This window comes from Saccharicrinis aurantiacus (assembly GCF_001660705.2).
GTDB classification, from domain to species: domain Bacteria; phylum Bacteroidota; class Bacteroidia; order Bacteroidales; family Marinilabiliaceae; genus Saccharicrinis; species Saccharicrinis aurantiacus.
The window spans coordinates 1-16,888 of record NZ_LYBV02000021.1; the positions used below are offsets into that span (position 1 = coordinate 1).

Below are 16,888 nucleotides of genomic sequence, written 5' to 3' on the forward strand. Positions count from 1 at the left end.
GTACCCTTTGCGCCTCGTCATTCCGAGGCACGAAGGAATCTCAAGGCAAGCATTAAAGCAAATAAATTTTCAATGAATAAAATAACTTGGTTATCTCAAGGCAAGTTGTAACAACAAATTAAATATCTACTAAAACCACACAAAATGACAGCACTAAGCAAAATAGAAAACCACAACTACAACTTATCAGATAGCGATATACTAGAACTATTAAACATTGATGCCACAAGCCCAGAGTTTTACCGACTCATTGCCGTATCAAATGCCATAACCCGACAGAAAAGCAATAACAAAGGCTATGTGTTTACGCAAATTGGTATTAATGCACAGCCGTGTTCTATCGATTGTAAGTTTTGTTCCTTGGCTTCGAGCCATTACTCCCTAAGCGAGAAGTGGGAGAAGAGCATTGATGATGTGGAACTTGAGCTAAAGGGTTTAATGCAATATCATTTCGACGATTTCTTTTTGATGGCTACGGCCGATTACCCCGTTGGTAAGTTTCTGGAAATGGCAAAGGCGCTGAAACCATTACTACGTCCCGATCAGAAATTTGTAGCCAATGTAGGCGATTTTGATACACAAACTGCACAAGACTTGGTAGAAGCGGGTATTACTGGTATTTACCACATCAACCGCCTCCGCGAAGGTATAGATACCAAAGCCCAACCCCAACAAAGAGAAGCCACCATAGAGGCCGCCCGAAAAGCTGGTTTAGAAATATATTACTGCATAGAGCCCATTGGCCCAGAGCACAGCTACGAAGAAATTCTGACAGAGATAAAGCGCGCACGCGATTTGAATATTTCTGTTATGGCAGCCATGCGACGCACTCCTGTTAAGGGAACTCCGCTTGCAGACAAAGGCATGTTAAGTACCCTTGAAATGACAAAAATTGCAGCAGTCACCAATATTGTGGTAAACCCCTCCCGCTCAATGAATGTACACGAACCCTCGCAAATGACCTTATTGGCAGGCATAAACCAACTTTATGCCGAGTTGGGTGCCAACCCACGCGATACCGATTGCCACACCGAAAACAACCGTGGCTTTACTCCTGAAAAAGCTTGGGAAATGCTTTGCGAAGCAGGGTACGAGAGGTAATTGTTAATCTGCTTTATTACGCCTTTCCGAGGAATGAAGGAACCTCAAGGCAAAATGTAAAGCCAACAAAACAAAAAAGCTGCACCTATTGCTAAGTGCAGCTTATTAATTGAGACTATAAACCTATACTATTTAACTACTTTATGGCGGTGTACTTTGCCATCGCTATCTGTAATTATTAAAAAGTATATACCGCTTGGTAAATCACCCGTGTTTAATTGATAATCACCTTCAGTAGTACCTTGTTGTACAGTGCTTCCATTAATACTTAGTAATTGGTAGCTATACGTAGTATCAAAACTATTTGGTTTAATGTTTAAGATAGTTTTGAAAGGGTTAGGGTAGATATTAAAACCAATTTCTTCATTTAAGTGTAGATTCGCGTCTAATGGGTTTATGTTAATTTCCTCACTCATTATTGAATCACTTGTAATTGCATCTGAACTAGCATTTTTTAATGTGCTAAAGCTATCACTAATTTTAATTGTTAGATTTGATTTTGAGTTCGAAGAGTATGCAAATCCGGGCTTTAATGTTATGCTACTTTTAGCTTCAATATACTTTGAACTGGCGACATCCTCAAAAGGATATATCTTTAACTGCAAGTGATTTTCGATAGATGCACTACATGAGACCCACGAAGTATAAGCTCCATACTGTGTACCGATATCATGGAAATTATATGTTGGATTTGCTATAGCTTTGTATATTCGATTATCAATTTTATCCTCAAACCTGATGAATTCTATGTCTTTATCATATACAGATTTGCTATCTCTTACACTCGTTTTTGAATCTTCTATTTGACATCTAGTTGACTTTAAATCATAATAGTATGTAGGTCTACTCCATTGTGCAAGAATCAATGTTGGCCCAATCCTTTGCAAGGAAAGATCTGTAATTTTATAATTACCATGCTTATAAAATTCGTACTCACCATTTCCGTCACCATTATCACCATCTCCAGTATCTTCTTTTGTATAAGTAATAGTTATTTCTTTAGAAAATTCCACAATATCGTCAGCATTATAAACAACCATGGTTACAGTTCCATCAGCATATTTGTCGAGCATGCCAGAGATAGTTACTGTAAATGTTGTGTTTTCAGCAATGATTATGTTTACAAGATTTGATTCGCAGCTTGTTACACCATTTTGAAAATCTTCAAAACCAACTCTAAAATTCGTTTTTGTTGAGGAACTATTTTTTAATGTAATATCACCGCTAAAATCTCTACTTTCTTTGTCGGACTTAATTGTAAACTCTTCTGTTTTGGGCCCTGAAATAGAGCCAGCTATTATTGCACTTGTATATATCAATAAGGATAATACGATTATTATCTTCTTCATATCTATTTATTTAGTAGGGTTTCAATAGTTTGTAATCTTTTATTAAGGTCTTTTACCTCTTTGTCTTTTTGTATGGCATACAAGGTAAGCTCCTCAACTTTTTGTAGTAATATTTTATTCATTTCTCCTAGTTCAATGCCTTCGTTTTCAACAACTGCAGCGCTTGGTACGTCGGGTAGGTGGCTATTTTCAGTAATAAAGGCTTCTACCTCGCATAATGGTTTAAGTGCATAATCATCGGCAAATACGTAATCGGCCCAATTTGAGGCTTCTACTTTTATTTCTTTTGCTCGGATGGTACCGTTTACAGAAAGTTTTTCCGTCGGTTTTGTTGTTCCAATACCAACTCTTCCTGATTTGTCAATATATAATCTAGTATTACTAAAATTAGGATCGTTTGTGCCCGTTTGTAATGCAATACTATGGCCATGGAAGAGTGCTAAACGTTTATACTGGTGGTCATCACCTACAATACCACCTGCATATCCCAGTTTCTCAGGGAATCTGATTTCATCATATTCTGATCCCATAACAATATCACCATGTATATTCATCGTACCTCTGAAGATATGCCCATTGTCGGGTAGTTTATCATACACATAGATACTGCCTCCGTTATGGCTTATGCTTGATTTAGTAGATCTATTAGTTAAATCGAATACACGAGAACTCTCTGTAATAGTAAATTTACCAGTTTGCACACCATTGTTCGCTCTAACCCATAGTTCAGAATAAGTACCAGTGTTAATTATAGCAAACATTGGTTGATTCCATGCACTATATCCCATAGTATGATGGTTTTGTATTGCGCCATTTTTAGCATTGATAAATATAAACTCGCCCGTAGCTAAAGAAGGATTATTGCTAGTATATTGTGCATAGGTGTATTTTAAATGTGCATGTCCACCAGTTGCTTTACCTACGCGATGCCATTTTCCATCTCCTGGTAAATCAAAACTTGTTTGAGCATATGTGCTTATGGCCATTATACCCAATAGGGCAATCAATAATAATTTTTTCATCTTGTTAAAAGTTTAAGTTTATTTATTTTTCAATTCGTTTATTTCCTTTTGTTGTTGTATTACGTATAAGGTAAGCTCCTCAATTTTTTGTAGTAATATTTTATTCATTTCGCCTAGCTCAATGCCTTTGTTTTCAACAACTGCAGCGCTTGGTACATCGGGTAGGTGGCTATTTTCAGTAATAAAGGCTTCTACCTCGCATAATGGTTTAAGGGCATAATCATCGGCAAATACGTAATCGGCCCAATTTGTGGCTTCAACTTTTATTTCTTTTGCTCGGATGGTACCGTTTACCGAAAGTTTTTCCGTTGGGTTTGTAGTTCCGATACCAACTTTCCCCCCATATGCAGAAATTGTGACTAGCCCATTATCAGAATATCCAACACCTGTACCAATATGTAACTTATTTCCACTAGAAGCATCTGGACTGATCCAAAACATAGAGTTATTTGTTGCATGGTTACTCCCAAATATTATACCTGCGCGTGCATTGGCATTACCTCTTATATCATATCCTAAACCTGGGTTTTGTATTGCAATACCTCCACGGACATGAAGTTTAGCATCTGGAGCAGTTGTTCCAATACCTACATTACCACTATTTTCAACGGTTACCTTGATGTTTTTATTAGCTTCTGCAGTTCCACTTGATAACCTAAGGATGGGATGTACATTATCTACTTGATTAATATATACTACAGATTCACCACCAGTTCTTACAAAGTGGTTGTAGTCTCGATTATTTGCAGCATTCCTATAAACCTGCCCCCAAACAGAAGTACTCATTACAGCTATTATAGCTAGTGAAATTAATTTTCTCATAATTATTTATTTTTAAGTAATTGATTTATCTGATTTTGTTGTTTTGTAAGTTTCTTCTCTTGCTCAATGGTATAAAGCATTAGCTCCTCCACCTTTTGCAATAGCAGTTTGTTCATCTCGGCAAGGTTTACGCCTTCTTCTTCCATGGTGGCTGCGCTGGGTACGTCGGGTAGGTGTTTGTTGGTGGTAATGAAGTTTTCTACTTCTGAGAGTTCACGTAGGTTATAGTCATCAGCAAAAACAAAATCGGCAGTATTGCCGTTGGCGTTAATCGTAATTTTATCGGCAGATAAAGTTCCACTAATATTTGTGGAGTTGGCTGCTATTAGCTCAACCTTAATTTCCGAAGCCGCAATGGTTCCACGCACATCAAGTTTAGCTGTTGGTGCATTAGTGCCAATGCCAACCCTTCCGTTTGATCTTAAAACCAGATTATCTCTCCATTTCCAAGTAGAACCAGCTAAATATCGAGTTTGTAAATACATCCTTCCACATGCATTTGCATTCGTTGTATTATCAGGCGTAACAAGTATTCTACCTTGCTGCCAAGGATTCGATCCGTTCGAATTTGCAGGAACAATAAAGCCTAAAGCCGCGCCATTACTCGTTGTTCTTGAATTACTAGTGCCTTCAATAATCATATTTGCATCGTGTTGATTTGTAGAACTGAGTGCTACATTATTGGATTTTACATGTAATGTAGCATATGGATTAGATGTTCCTACACCTAACATTGCTCTTAAATAACCAACACCTTTACCAGATACATTAAAATTTGTAGTCCAAGAATTCGCTGAATAACCTTCATATCCAACTTGAAAATCAGAAGTATTTTCGTCACCCATTTGAATCCTCAATTTAGCTCGATCTTGAACTTCATCAGCACGATAAATATAAACTGGATCATAATTATTGATAGGATCAGCAAATCCATTATTAGATTCACATAGGACTTTAATTTTCTTATATGTGCCGGTTTGCCCCCACACAGAAGTACTCATTACTGTAATTACAGCAATTGCTATTAACTTTCTCATTTTAATTAAGTTTTAGCCCCCTCAAATATTGAGCGGGCTTATTACATATTTATCTATTTATTATTTCGCGCGATGCTTTGTATTGGTTATACAATTCGGGGTAAGTGTTTTGCGATAGTTCCATTAACAAATCTAGCTTGCCTTTTAGTATATCATTGGCTTCATCTATATGTGCTTCTATCTGTTCGCCAGCATCTCGGCGGTTTACAATGGCACTGCGCACTGTTGTCTGCTTTTCCTTAAAGGTATCAATGGCGTTTTGTAATGCTACGGCTCTGTCAACGGTTAATCCTAATGCTTCTGCTGTTGGCTGTATGGCATTGGCATGCTCCATCATTTTGCTGGCACGCACTATTAAAAGCTGCTCTGATGAACGGCGTAACTGTGATGCTGTAAAATCAATTTCGTTTAGCAGAATGCCTTGTAATAGCCGCAAAGTGCTTTGTAAACCCTGCAGGATGCTTTGCAAGCATCGCAGAACAAATTGTAAGCTTTGCAGCAGGCATTGCAGGTATTGCGGAAGGCCTTGTAAACACAGTTAGTATAATGTGTTATAATTAGTACAGAGATTTATGCAAGTAGTACCTTGTTAACATTACCTAGCCACTTAATATGCAAGTGAATTAAGTCGTACAGCAAATTCCTTCTGTAAAAGTATGTTTATAGTGGATAATATCTGAACGGGTTAAACCACCAATACGGAGTTGGGTGTTAGTTTGATGCATGTCCTGACGTGTTTTAATTACACACAAAGGGGTGTTAATTTGGGTAAAATTAAGTTTCATTGTTTAGGCTATTTGTGCAAATTAACAATTGAATGTTAATTCGGATTTGTTTGATGGCACAAATGTATATAAATATTAATTTTCATCTCATTTTGGGCGTGAAAAGGTATGATAGAATTTTGAGTTTTTGATTAACATATAATTATTTGGGCTGTATGTAGGTTTTGATGATTTAAGATTGTGTTTTGGTTAAAATATTTTGCGGTTATTTAGCCGAAATTCAGTAAGAATTGGGAATGTTTATGAGATGTGCTTTATTGCGATGGGATTGTGGTTAGTGTTTTAAGTTGCTGATATTGAGTAGTTGTGTTCTGGGGGGTAAGCCTTGGTTTACCATGTTGCGTCATTGCTAAGCACGAAGGGAACTCAAGGTGAAATGTAAGCTGCTTGATATTATCAATAGTACTGTATCTATGTGGTAAGGTCAGAAAAGCTGTACTGATATTATTTATTATTGCTAAGTTTTAGTTTATTATATTTACTAGTTGGTGCTGAGGTGTAGTAGCGAATTAAGGATAGATCTAACACTGCCTTGAGATCGCATTCAGCCTCATGATTATTCAATATTCTTAATGCGATTTACCATTAAACAAGCTGTAAATTCTTCTTATCGCATTATTACGAAAGCTTACCACAGTTAAAAATGGTCATAAAGGATTAATTACAGTGTATATTTCGATTGACCTATAATTCAGCACAGCGATATTAAAACCCTAAACAATAAGCATCGGGTTCTCCATGTGCTTTGAGTTTGAGTGGTAAATAAACCATTATACCATTGCCTCAAATAAAGAAATCTCAATCTGAAATGCAAACTTACTCGCAACTACAGCCAACCCAATACATCGTGCGCAATGCACCAACGTTTTTCTTTAATTTCGGCACCCTGACCTTCAACCCAGTGTTTGAAAAGTTTATCGATGGTACCATCTTTCGATTTTAGCTCAATCCATGTATCCACATATTCTTTCCAGCTTGAATCGTTTTGAGGTATGGGATATGCGTTGGGAATTGTTACAATATTGGGCTGTGGCACCACTACCTGATAATACGGGTAAATTAAAGTCCATGCAGCTCCAGCTTCAGCTGAAAATAGTAGGGCATCTGCATCGGGGTGATTGCCTTTAAAAAACTGACGTGGACTGGCAACGTTGAGTACCTCGCCATTAGGCATTGCCGTACTAAGTTTTGCTGTTAAATATGGATTGGCACTCACTATTTTTAATGAGTCTTTCTTGTTTAAAGATTCACTGTTGCCAAATAACTTTCTGTTGTAATCGGGTACTATAAATGCTAAGGTTTGGTTGAGGTAAGTTATACTAAAGTCGTTCGTCTCAAGCATGTCAATGGTTTTTGAAACGCCCGACATAATAATGTTGATGTTTCCTTTAGCCAAATGCAAGGGCATGTTCTCATAGCTAACTCTATAAAACTCGGGTTTAACCCCTAATTCTTCAGCCAATAAATGCGCCATTTCCACATCAAAACCAACCAATTCCCCTTCGTTGTTTCGGTATGCATAGGGCAAATGATCTGAGATGTATCCTACGCGTAGTACACCTCTTTCTCTAATATCGCGTAAGTTATTTCGTCTAAACTTAATAATGCTATCATTGGCGTAGTTGCCATCGGTAATAACTTTGGCCTTTTGGTGTGGAGTTCTGAATTCCATTTGAACGAATTCTTCGTACTGATTGGATTCTAACAAGGTTTCCTTTAGGTAATAACGAGCGCCAATAAATAACCCAACTGTTAATACAGAGCCAATTATTACTCCTTTAATCAATTTACCAAAGTCTATTCCGGCTTTGCCAATGGTCCATTTTACAGTTATTATGGTTAGGGCTATTAAATGAATGGTACCTAAAACCACACGTATTCTATCGGTATAAACACTGGATATCACAAATAATTGAAACATATCCTGCGGTAATTTAAATAGGTCGAGCAAAAAAGGAATACCAGTAACCGGAGCCACAAAACTACTAAGAGTAGTAGCAAATACGAATGCTATGTTCTCAAACAATCCGAATGAACTTCCCATGTACCAAGCCACAAACGGAACAAATACAAAAACCACAAAGGTTCCAATGTTTGGGAAAGGGTAAGAAAGTGGTACTAATAACTCAATTTTAGATTCCTCGTCCTCCGTTAAGCCGTGCTTACTTTCTTTAATCAACTGTTTAATATCATCAATTAACTGCGGAAGTACTATTATTATTTTACTTGTTGCAAAAATGGTAAGCATGGTGGTTTTTGTTACTGCAAACAAGCGCGAGGGTTTAATGCCTGTGGTCACATTAATAAGCATTGGTAGCCAGTAACCTCCTAGCAGTATTACTGCAAGGCTATACATAATAATGTAGGAGTGCAAGCGCTGCATTTCTTCAACCGTCATTGTGCCTGCGTTGTAGGCTCCAATGGCAAATACTCCAATAGGAGTAATTCTTACCACCATTTTATTAATCTCGTTAAGGGCATCACCCAGTATATCAAGATTGTCTAATAACTTTTCCTTATTCTTAATGCCGGTAAGGCCTATACCTAAAAATATACTAAACAGAACAACCGCAGGCACCACATTATTGGCCATCGAACTAAAAGGGTTAGATGGAATGTACAGATCAATAAAGTTCAAGGGTTCTTCAATGGCAATTACCGCGGGGTTGAAAAAAGAGCCTGAAGTCCACTCGGGTAATATAAGCGGCAAGAATAGTAAGGTTACCACCCCAATGCCAAGAATTGAAGCCAAAACAATAACGCCTTTTAGTAGCATGTCTTTACCATCAACCAACGACATTCGACCTAAGTTAGCAATGATGCCTACCATAATATAAGGTAAAACCGTCATCTGCATTAGGCCAATAAAACCATCGCCAATGTAATGTAAAGGTTCACAGAGTTCTCCAAAAAACAGACCTACTCCAATACCTAATAATAACCCTAATAATATCTTTGTTGATAACTTCATGTGCAAACAATTATAACTCATATGCAGGGTATTAAACCCTATATGAATTGAAAGGCAAAAAATAAGGAATTTTTTGCAATACTACAGCTTCAAAAAAGTACAATAAGTATTAAACTTCATTTATTTATTGGCTTCGCGGAGTGCTTTAGCATACAGAATGTTTGCAATTAAGGCACAAGCAAACATTGCGCTCCCGATAGGAATCAGATTTTCGGCCTTAAATAAGGAGATTACACTACCTATTATAAAGCTCAGTAAAAAACGGCTAATGCCGATGGTTGCATTGGCAGAGCTACTTACTTTGGGGTTGATGTTTAATATAACTGCCGTTCCATTTCCGAATACCAAACCCAAACTACCTATGAATAATACAATGCCTGAAAACACCCACCAAAGTTCAGGTTCTGCTTGGGATACGGATACTAGAATAATGATTCCTGCAATAAGTTCAAGCAATAAACCTGCTCGTAAAATATAGCGTGGGCGATAACGCTTCAGTAGAAAAGTATTTAAGAATGATAATAAAATATTGAGTAAAATATTGGCTCCAAATAAGTATGGAAATAGACTTCTGTCGATACCGAAATATTCAATGTAGATAAAAGATGAACTGGTAAGGAAAATGTATAAGCCCGACATTGAAAAACTTATGGCAAATAGCAGAATAACCGATAGTCTATCAGAGAAAAACTCTCGGTATTTATCTAAAATCTGGTTTCGAGTAACTTTTTTTGTAATCAATTCTTTACTTCTCGATTCGGGTACAATAATAAAGAAGGCAGAAAATAACACTACCGCAAATATAAATAGGAAGTGAAATACGGCTTGCCACCCCTTAAAGTCAATTAATAAAGACCCAATAACCGGAGCAAATAACGGAGCAAGCATCATCATTAAACTAACAATGGTTACCATCTTAGCTACCTGTTTCCCTTCGTACCAGTCTCTAATAAAAACGTTAGCTGTAACTGTGGCAAATCCTCCGCCAAAAGCTTGGAATACGCGAAGCACAAGTATATATTCTATTTCTTTACAAAAGGATATGCCTAGTGCGGATAATCCATATAAGGCAATACCGAACAGTGCAATTCTACGTCGGCCAAATGAATCGGATAAAGGGCCTCCGAAAAAATTACCGAGGGCGAATCCTAGAAAATATAAAGTTATGGTAAGTTCAACAACGCTAATGTGTACCCCAAAAACATCCGACATTATTGGCATAGCTGCCAAATAGGTGTCAATGGCTAAGGGTGAAAGGGTTGCTAAGGCTGCTAACATTACAGTTAACAAGGGTATGGCTTTGTGTTGAATATTTTTAATGGGCATAAAATAATTTTGATACAAATATAGCCTATAACGGCTTGTCAACAACTAACGTTACCGAAAAATGTTAAATCACCCCTTAAAGAATTGTTTGAATCAATCGACTTTGTATATTCACACTACAAACACTAATAGTTGGCAAGGGTATGAATTATAATCTCTTTAAATATATCATCGCATTAATTGTAGTGCATATAGGTGTGGTCTCATATGCGCAAATTAAAAAGATAGGCTTGGCTGAGGTGGAAGTTTTTAATAGGCGACAGTATAATGGAGCTACTCAAAACTGGAAGATTACTCAATCAGAATACAATTATATATATGCTGCTAATAACGATGGTTTACTTGAATTTGATGGGGAGACTTGGCGAAAATACATAAATACTGGTAACACTATTGTTAGAAGTACTTATGCAACTCATAATCGAATATACGTTGGGGCTATTAGCGAGTTGGGTTACTACTCATATAATGAGAACGAGAGCCTAGTATATCATTCATACAGTAATTTAGGGAACTTAAATACATTAGGCGATTATTGGACTATACTTGAGATTAAGGATCAAATAATATTTCATTCACAACAAGGGCTCGCTATTATTAAAGATGATAAGTTGCTTAAAACTATTGCGGCCCCTAGTATATTAATATCCTGTTTTAAGGTGAACAATACCATACTTGTTCAAGATGAGGAAGAAGGTCTCATGGAGCTACGAGGATTCGAATTATATCCCATATCAGGTGGGCATAGGTTTAAGGGACAAGTCATCGGTTCCATGATGTCACTCTCCAATAGCGAAGTACTTATTGGTACCATGAAAGAGGGGCTTTTTGTTTGGGATATGACTACAATAAAACCATGGGACAGTCCTACAAACAAGATGTTAGATAAAGCCAATGTATTTTGTGGTACGGTTCATTCCAATGAGCTTTTAGTGTTTGGAACCATACAGAGTGGAATTATAATTACCGATAAAAAAGGCAAGCTAGTAATGCATATCGATAAGGATAAGGGGCTTAAGAATAATACTGTTCTGGGTGTTTTTGTTGATATTGAAGGAAACATATGGTGCGGACTTGATAATGGTATTGCTCGAATAGCTTTAAATGCACCTGTCACTTTTATTAGTTCGTATTTTGATTTAGGTACAGGATATACCTCTAGTAAAATTGGTGATGATTGGTATTTTGGTACCAACCAAGGCTTATTTACCATTAACAATAAGAGCCTGGTTAATCCGGAAAAAACACATTCTGATTTTAAAAAGATTGAGGGGACCGATGGTCAGGTGTGGTCAATATATAATAATGGCACAAATCCGCTTTGTGGCCATAACTTAGGTGTTTTCGAAATAGATGGGAATCGATCTAAACTAATTACTCCTTCATCCATCAGAGGGGTTTGGAATTTTAAACCCGTCCCTAATAATCCCAATCTATTAATGTGTGGTACATATAGCGGGTTAATTCTATTGAGGTGGAATGGTGCCAATTGGGTTTTTCATAAGAAACTAAATGATTTTGATGTTTCATCACGATTTATCGAATGGGATGCCTTAAGTAATTTATGGGTATCACATGGTTCAATTGGAGTATATAAAATAAGTTTCAATAGTGCCCTAGATGAGATTGACAAGGTTGAGTTATTTAGTACAGATTATTTTTCTGAGAATAGCAGCGTAGTGGTTTCATCTGTGGCCGGAGAAACCATTTTATCATGTTCTGATAAGGTGTTTTATATCAATCAATACGGTAAGATTGCTGATTATACACAATTAAATAAGTACTTTCCTTCAAAAGAATTTCCTTTAAGTTATCAACAAGATAAATATGGTAATATTTGGTACTTCTTCGAAAATCATACGGGTGTATTAAGACTTTTAGAAGATGGCAATTACATAAGGATAGAAAACCCTTTTACAAACCTTAAACAGAAATTAGTTTCAAGTTTTGAAAATGTATTTGTTGCCGATCAGGCAAATGCCGTTTTTGGTATTGAAGATGGCTTTGCCCATTACTCAACTCAGGATAACAACAACTTTAGGTTACCACTATACGTGCACATGCGCTATTTTAAAAGTGAAAATGATACCATGGTGGTTGCACTAAACCAAAAGAAAGTGCAAACACAGCAAGCTATACCTCAAATTAATTTTGCTGATAATACTATTGAAATCGCTTATGCGAGCCCGTATTTCGATGATCAGGAGGTTTTGTATCAATCAAAATTGCACGGCGTTGATGCTCACGAAACAGAATGGACCCGCAATACAACACGTATATTTACGCAGTTGCACGAAGGGAAATATCAATTTGATGTTAAAGCAAAAAATAGTTACGGCACGGTATCAGAAACCCTTAGTTATAAGTTTGTTATTAAACCGCCTTGGCATAGAAGCAACACAGCCAAAATCATTTACCTTATACTGATATTGTTAACGGCATCTCTGCTCGGATTTATTTTTAACAAAAGGGTAGAAGTAAGTAGAGCCCGCGAAAAACTGAAACAACAAGAGCGCTTTAAACGAAGAGAAGAGAAATTAAAGAATGAAGCTTTGCGCAACGAAAAGGAGCTAATTAAAATGCGTAATGATAAATTACGTACCGATGTATTGCATAAGGAAAAAGAGTTAGCCAATTCAACTATGAACATTATTCATAAAAATGATTTTTTAGTATCTATAAAGGAGAGCTTGAAACAAATTAAGAAAGTAACAGATGTAAGCCAATTGCAACAAAAGGTAAATAAGCTTATTAAAAACATTGATAAGGATATTGATAGCGAAAGTTACTGGGAAATATTTGAAGTGCACCTTGAGCATATTCACGAAGACTTTTTGAAGCGCTTATTAGAACGTCATCCCGACCTTAATTCTAAAGAGAAAAAGCTGTGTGCCTATATTAGGATGGGGATGAGTTCAAAAGATATCGCATCGCTTATGAATATTTCTGCTCCAACAGTTGATAACAATAGATACAAACTACGTCAGAAATTAAATATTGAGCAGGGTACAAACCTTAATAAGTATATTACAGATATGTAATTTAGTTCCATAATTTAGGATAAATTGAAATAATTCATTTCGGATAACATTACAACTAATCCAATTTTTGTTAACGAATGCAAATTTGTAATTGTGAGGTAAGTGAATATTATATATTAATACTATGATGAACATTAAATAGCTTTATATTAAATATTTGGTAATTTTAAAATGAGAAAAAAGTGAGAAGTAATATGTAGTATAATGAGATTTAAGTGACTTGATAAATTACCATTTATTAACAATTGAGAGCAATATTTGCATAAAATCAATTGTCACTTAAAATCCAATTATTATGAAACATGTCTTAGGGATTTTTCTCTTTTTATTGGCTATAACAAGTCAAGCACAAAATTTAACAGTAACAGGAACAGTTACTGGTGAATCAGATGGACTTCCCATACCAGGTGTAAGTGTACTTATCAAAGGTACAACTAATGGTACTATTACCAACATTGATGGTAAATATTCAATTCAAGCCGTAACAGGTGAAACGCTTCAGGTTTCTTTCATCGGAATGCAAACACAAGAAATAATCGTCAACTCATCTACAATAAATGTAACATTAGGTGCTGATGTTACAGATATAGATGAGGTCGTGGTTGTTGGTTATGGTGTACAGAAAAAGAGTGTAGTAACTGCTGCTATAAGTAGCGTTTCTGCCGAGGATCTTGATCTTACAAACCCAGCCAGGGTTGAGGATGTTCTAAAAGGTAGAGTATCTGGTGTGCAGATAACTCAAAGTTCTGGTCAACCTGGTGCAGATTCAAAAGTTAGAATCCGTGGTGTTGGTACTATTAATAATAGCGAACCTCTATATATTGTAGATGGTATGGCTGTTGGTGGAGGTATCAATTACCTTAACCCTTCAGATATCGAATCTGTTGAAATCCTTAAAGATGCTGCTTCTGCTGCAATTTACGGTGCTCGTGCTGCAAATGGTGTAGTGTTAGTAACTACAAAGTCAGGTAAAAAAGGTAAAGCAACTATTAGCTACGACTTTTCTTACGGTATGCAGAATCCATGGAATAAACGTGATGTATTAAACTCAAAAGAATACATGACGATTATGAATGAAACTGCTTTAAATGATGGCAACAGCCCTATGTTTTCTACAGAAGAGATTGCAGCGGCTGGTGAAGGAACAAATTGGCAGGATGAAACATTTAATAAAAATGCTCCAATTCAAAACCACCAAGTAAGTATTAGTGGAGCTAGTGATAAAGCCAGTTATTTCTTGTCTTTTGGTTATTTTAATCAAGAGGGTATCATAGGTGGTGATTATGGTAGATCAAACTACGAACGCTATAGTATCAGAACAAATAATACTTATGATGTTTTTGAAGAAGATCGTAAGCTTTTAAAGAAATTTAGAGTTGGTGTAAACCTTGGATATTCTAGAGTTGAGTCAACAGCCATTGAAACAAACTCAGAGTTTGGTTCTGTTTTGGGTAGTGCTGTAGCATTTAGTCCTTTGGTTCCAGTATATGCCGAAGATCCTGATGCTGTATTAGCACAGTATCCAACTGCTGTTACTGATAAAGATGGTCGTGTTTTCTCAACACCACCAAGTGGATTTCAAGAAATTGCCAACCCAGTAGCAATGTTGAATGCGCCAACAAATACATTTGATAATTCAGATAAAATTGTGGCAACCTTTTGGGGAGAACTAGATATTATCGATAATCTTAAGTTCAAAACAAGTTATGGTGCTGATTTAGCATTTTGGGGTTCGGATGGTTATACCTTCCCTCACTTTTTAGCTTCTCAAGGTAAAGATATTACTCGTAGTGATGTTCGTTCATCAATGAACAGAGGTTACACTTGGCAGTTAGAGAATACATTAAGCTATGTGAAAACATTTAATGAGAAACATAACTTTTCTGCATTACTTGGTCAATCAGCACAAAAGTATACCTACCGTACTTTATCAGGAAATGATTTTGACTTGTTAGAGTATGATCCTAACAAGGCCAATATTGATTATGGTACTGCTGATAGAGATGATGAAAGAGTTTCTGGTGGTACTGGCGGATATTCTGCAAAAACATTAGCTTCTTACTTTGGTAGATTAGATTATAATTACGACGAAAGATACATGTTACAAGCAACCGTTCGTCGTGATGGTTCTTCAAACTTCGGACCGGATAATAAATGGGCAGTATTTCCATCTTTCTCAGCCGGTTGGAATATTACTAATGAAGCTTTTATGGAAGATGCACCACAATGGTTAAACTATTTAAAGTTACGTGCTAGTTGGGGTAGAAATGGTAACGAAAATATTGGAGCCTTTAGCTACACAAGTTTAATGAGTGGGCAACAAAATTATTATTTCGGAGCTGGAGATAGCCAAAGCTTAGCCTACGGTGCTAGTCAGGCGCGTATTGCAAACCCAAATGTTCTTTGGGAAGAATCAGAGCAATTAGATATTGGTTTTGACGCACGCTTTTTCGATAGCGCTTTAACTTTCGGATTTGATTATTTTGTAAAAAATACAAACGGAATGTTAATGGAACTACCAATCCCAGGATATGTTGGATTAGGAGCTCCTACGGCGAATGTTGGTGATATGGAAAACCGAGGTATTGAATTTGAGATTTCATACAAAAACAATATTGGCGACTTTATTTACAGCATTGGAGCCAACGCTTCATTAATTAGAAATAAACTAATTGAATTAGGAAACGAGTCAGGAGAAATAGTTTATAGTAGCAATGGTACTGCTGGTATTGGCGACTATGTAAAAGGAGAGAATGGTGAAGTATTCCCTTATTTTTATGGTTATAAAACAGATGGTATTCTTCAAAACCAAACACAAGCTGATGAGTACAATTCAATGTACGGGCAGTCAGCTCAACCAGGTGATGTGATTTTCCAAGATGTTAATGGCGATGGCGTTATTGATGATGAGGATCGTACTAAAATTGGGCAAGGAATGCCAGATTGGACTTTCGGTATTAATCTTGGTGCTGAGTATAAGAACTTCGATTTAAATATGTTTTTCCAAGGGAGTGTAGGAAATGATATTTTTGATTTCTCACAACGTGGAGATATTCCAAACATGAATAGACCAACTTGGGTACTTGACCGTTGGACAGGAGAAGGAACTTCTAATAAAATTCCTCGAATGACTTCTGCTGATTATAATTACAACTGGAAGTCTTCAGATTTATATATTAAAGATGGTTCATTTGTTCGTCTTAAGAATATTCAACTGGGGTATTCATTACCAAAAAATGTTCTTCAAAGCATCGCCATACAACGATTGAGACTGTATGTGGCAGCTGAAAACCTATTAACATTTACAAATTACGATGGGTTCGAACCTGAAATTGCTTCAGGCGATTATATGAGTATTGGTGTGGATAAGGGGATTTACCCACAAGCAAGAACTTTCTCAGTTGGAGCTAACATTACTTTCTAACTCAAAAAAG

11 protein-coding genes are annotated in these 16,888 nt (G+C 36.5%); 3 read left to right on the forward strand and 8 right to left on the reverse strand.

Annotation, left to right across the window (positions count from 1 at the left end; all coding sequences use genetic code 11):
- The first annotated feature begins 144 nt into the window (after positions 1-144).
- Complete coding sequence (locus tag A8B35_RS08240; RefSeq protein ID WP_075602654.1) at positions 145-1,101, forward strand: biotin synthase BioB; 957 nt, start codon at positions 145-147, stop codon at positions 1,099-1,101.
- Between the two features lie 128 nt (positions 1,102-1,229).
- Here A8B35_RS08240 and A8B35_RS08245 read toward each other — a convergent pair whose 3' ends face one another.
- The 8 genes from A8B35_RS08245 to A8B35_RS08275 form a co-directional block, all read right to left on the reverse strand.
- Entirely contained in the window at positions 1,230-2,450 is a 1,221-nt protein-coding gene (locus A8B35_RS08245) for a T9SS type A sorting domain-containing protein (RefSeq protein WP_075602655.1), read from the reverse strand.
- A 2-nt stretch (positions 2,451-2,452) separates the two neighbouring features.
- Positions 2,453-3,472 carry a hypothetical protein gene (locus A8B35_RS08250; RefSeq protein WP_075602656.1) on the reverse strand — a complete coding sequence of 340 codons (1,020 nt, stop codon included), beginning with the start codon at positions 3,470-3,472 and terminating at the stop codon, positions 2,453-2,455.
- Positions 3,473-3,490: 18 nt separating this feature from the next.
- Positions 3,491-4,294, reverse strand: coding sequence for a hypothetical protein (locus tag A8B35_RS08255; RefSeq protein WP_075602657.1), 804 nt, complete (start codon positions 4,292-4,294; stop codon positions 3,491-3,493).
- A gap of 2 nt (positions 4,295-4,296) precedes the next feature.
- Positions 4,297-5,331, reverse strand: a complete 1,035-nt coding sequence (locus tag A8B35_RS08260; RefSeq protein WP_075602658.1) for a hypothetical protein — start codon at positions 5,329-5,331, stop codon at positions 4,297-4,299.
- 49 nt (positions 5,332-5,380) lie between these two features.
- Positions 5,381-5,767: a hypothetical protein gene (locus tag A8B35_RS08265; RefSeq protein ID WP_139314844.1), complete on the reverse strand. Its 387-nt coding sequence runs from the start codon at positions 5,765-5,767 to the stop codon at positions 5,381-5,383.
- Between the two features lie 187 nt (positions 5,768-5,954).
- The gene (locus tag A8B35_RS23280; RefSeq protein WP_171973174.1) at positions 5,955-6,116 is read right to left on the reverse strand and encodes a hypothetical protein; all 162 of its coding nucleotides are present in this window, start codon (positions 6,114-6,116) and stop codon (positions 5,955-5,957) included.
- 826 nt (positions 6,117-6,942) lie between these two features.
- Entirely contained in the window at positions 6,943-9,087 is a 2,145-nt protein-coding gene (locus tag A8B35_RS08270; protein ID WP_075602660.1) for a cation:dicarboxylate symporter family transporter, read from the reverse strand.
- Positions 9,088-9,207: 120 nt separating this feature from the next.
- Positions 9,208-10,413: a multidrug effflux MFS transporter gene (locus A8B35_RS08275; protein WP_075602661.1), complete on the reverse strand. Its 1,206-nt coding sequence runs from the start codon at positions 10,411-10,413 to the stop codon at positions 9,208-9,210.
- A 143-nt stretch (positions 10,414-10,556) separates the two neighbouring features.
- On the opposite strand from A8B35_RS08275, the gene A8B35_RS08280 reads away from it, so the two are divergent.
- Both A8B35_RS08280 and A8B35_RS08285 read left to right on the forward strand, forming a co-directional pair.
- On the forward strand, positions 10,557-13,454 hold the full coding sequence (locus A8B35_RS08280; RefSeq protein ID WP_075602662.1) for a helix-turn-helix and ligand-binding sensor domain-containing protein: 2,898 nt from the start codon (positions 10,557-10,559) through the stop codon (positions 13,452-13,454).
- 295 nt (positions 13,455-13,749) lie between these two features.
- Positions 13,750-16,878 carry a SusC/RagA family TonB-linked outer membrane protein gene (locus tag A8B35_RS08285; protein WP_075602663.1) on the forward strand — a complete coding sequence of 1,043 codons (3,129 nt, stop codon included), beginning with the start codon at positions 13,750-13,752 and terminating at the stop codon, positions 16,876-16,878.
- The last annotated feature ends 10 nt before the right edge of the window (positions 16,879-16,888 follow it).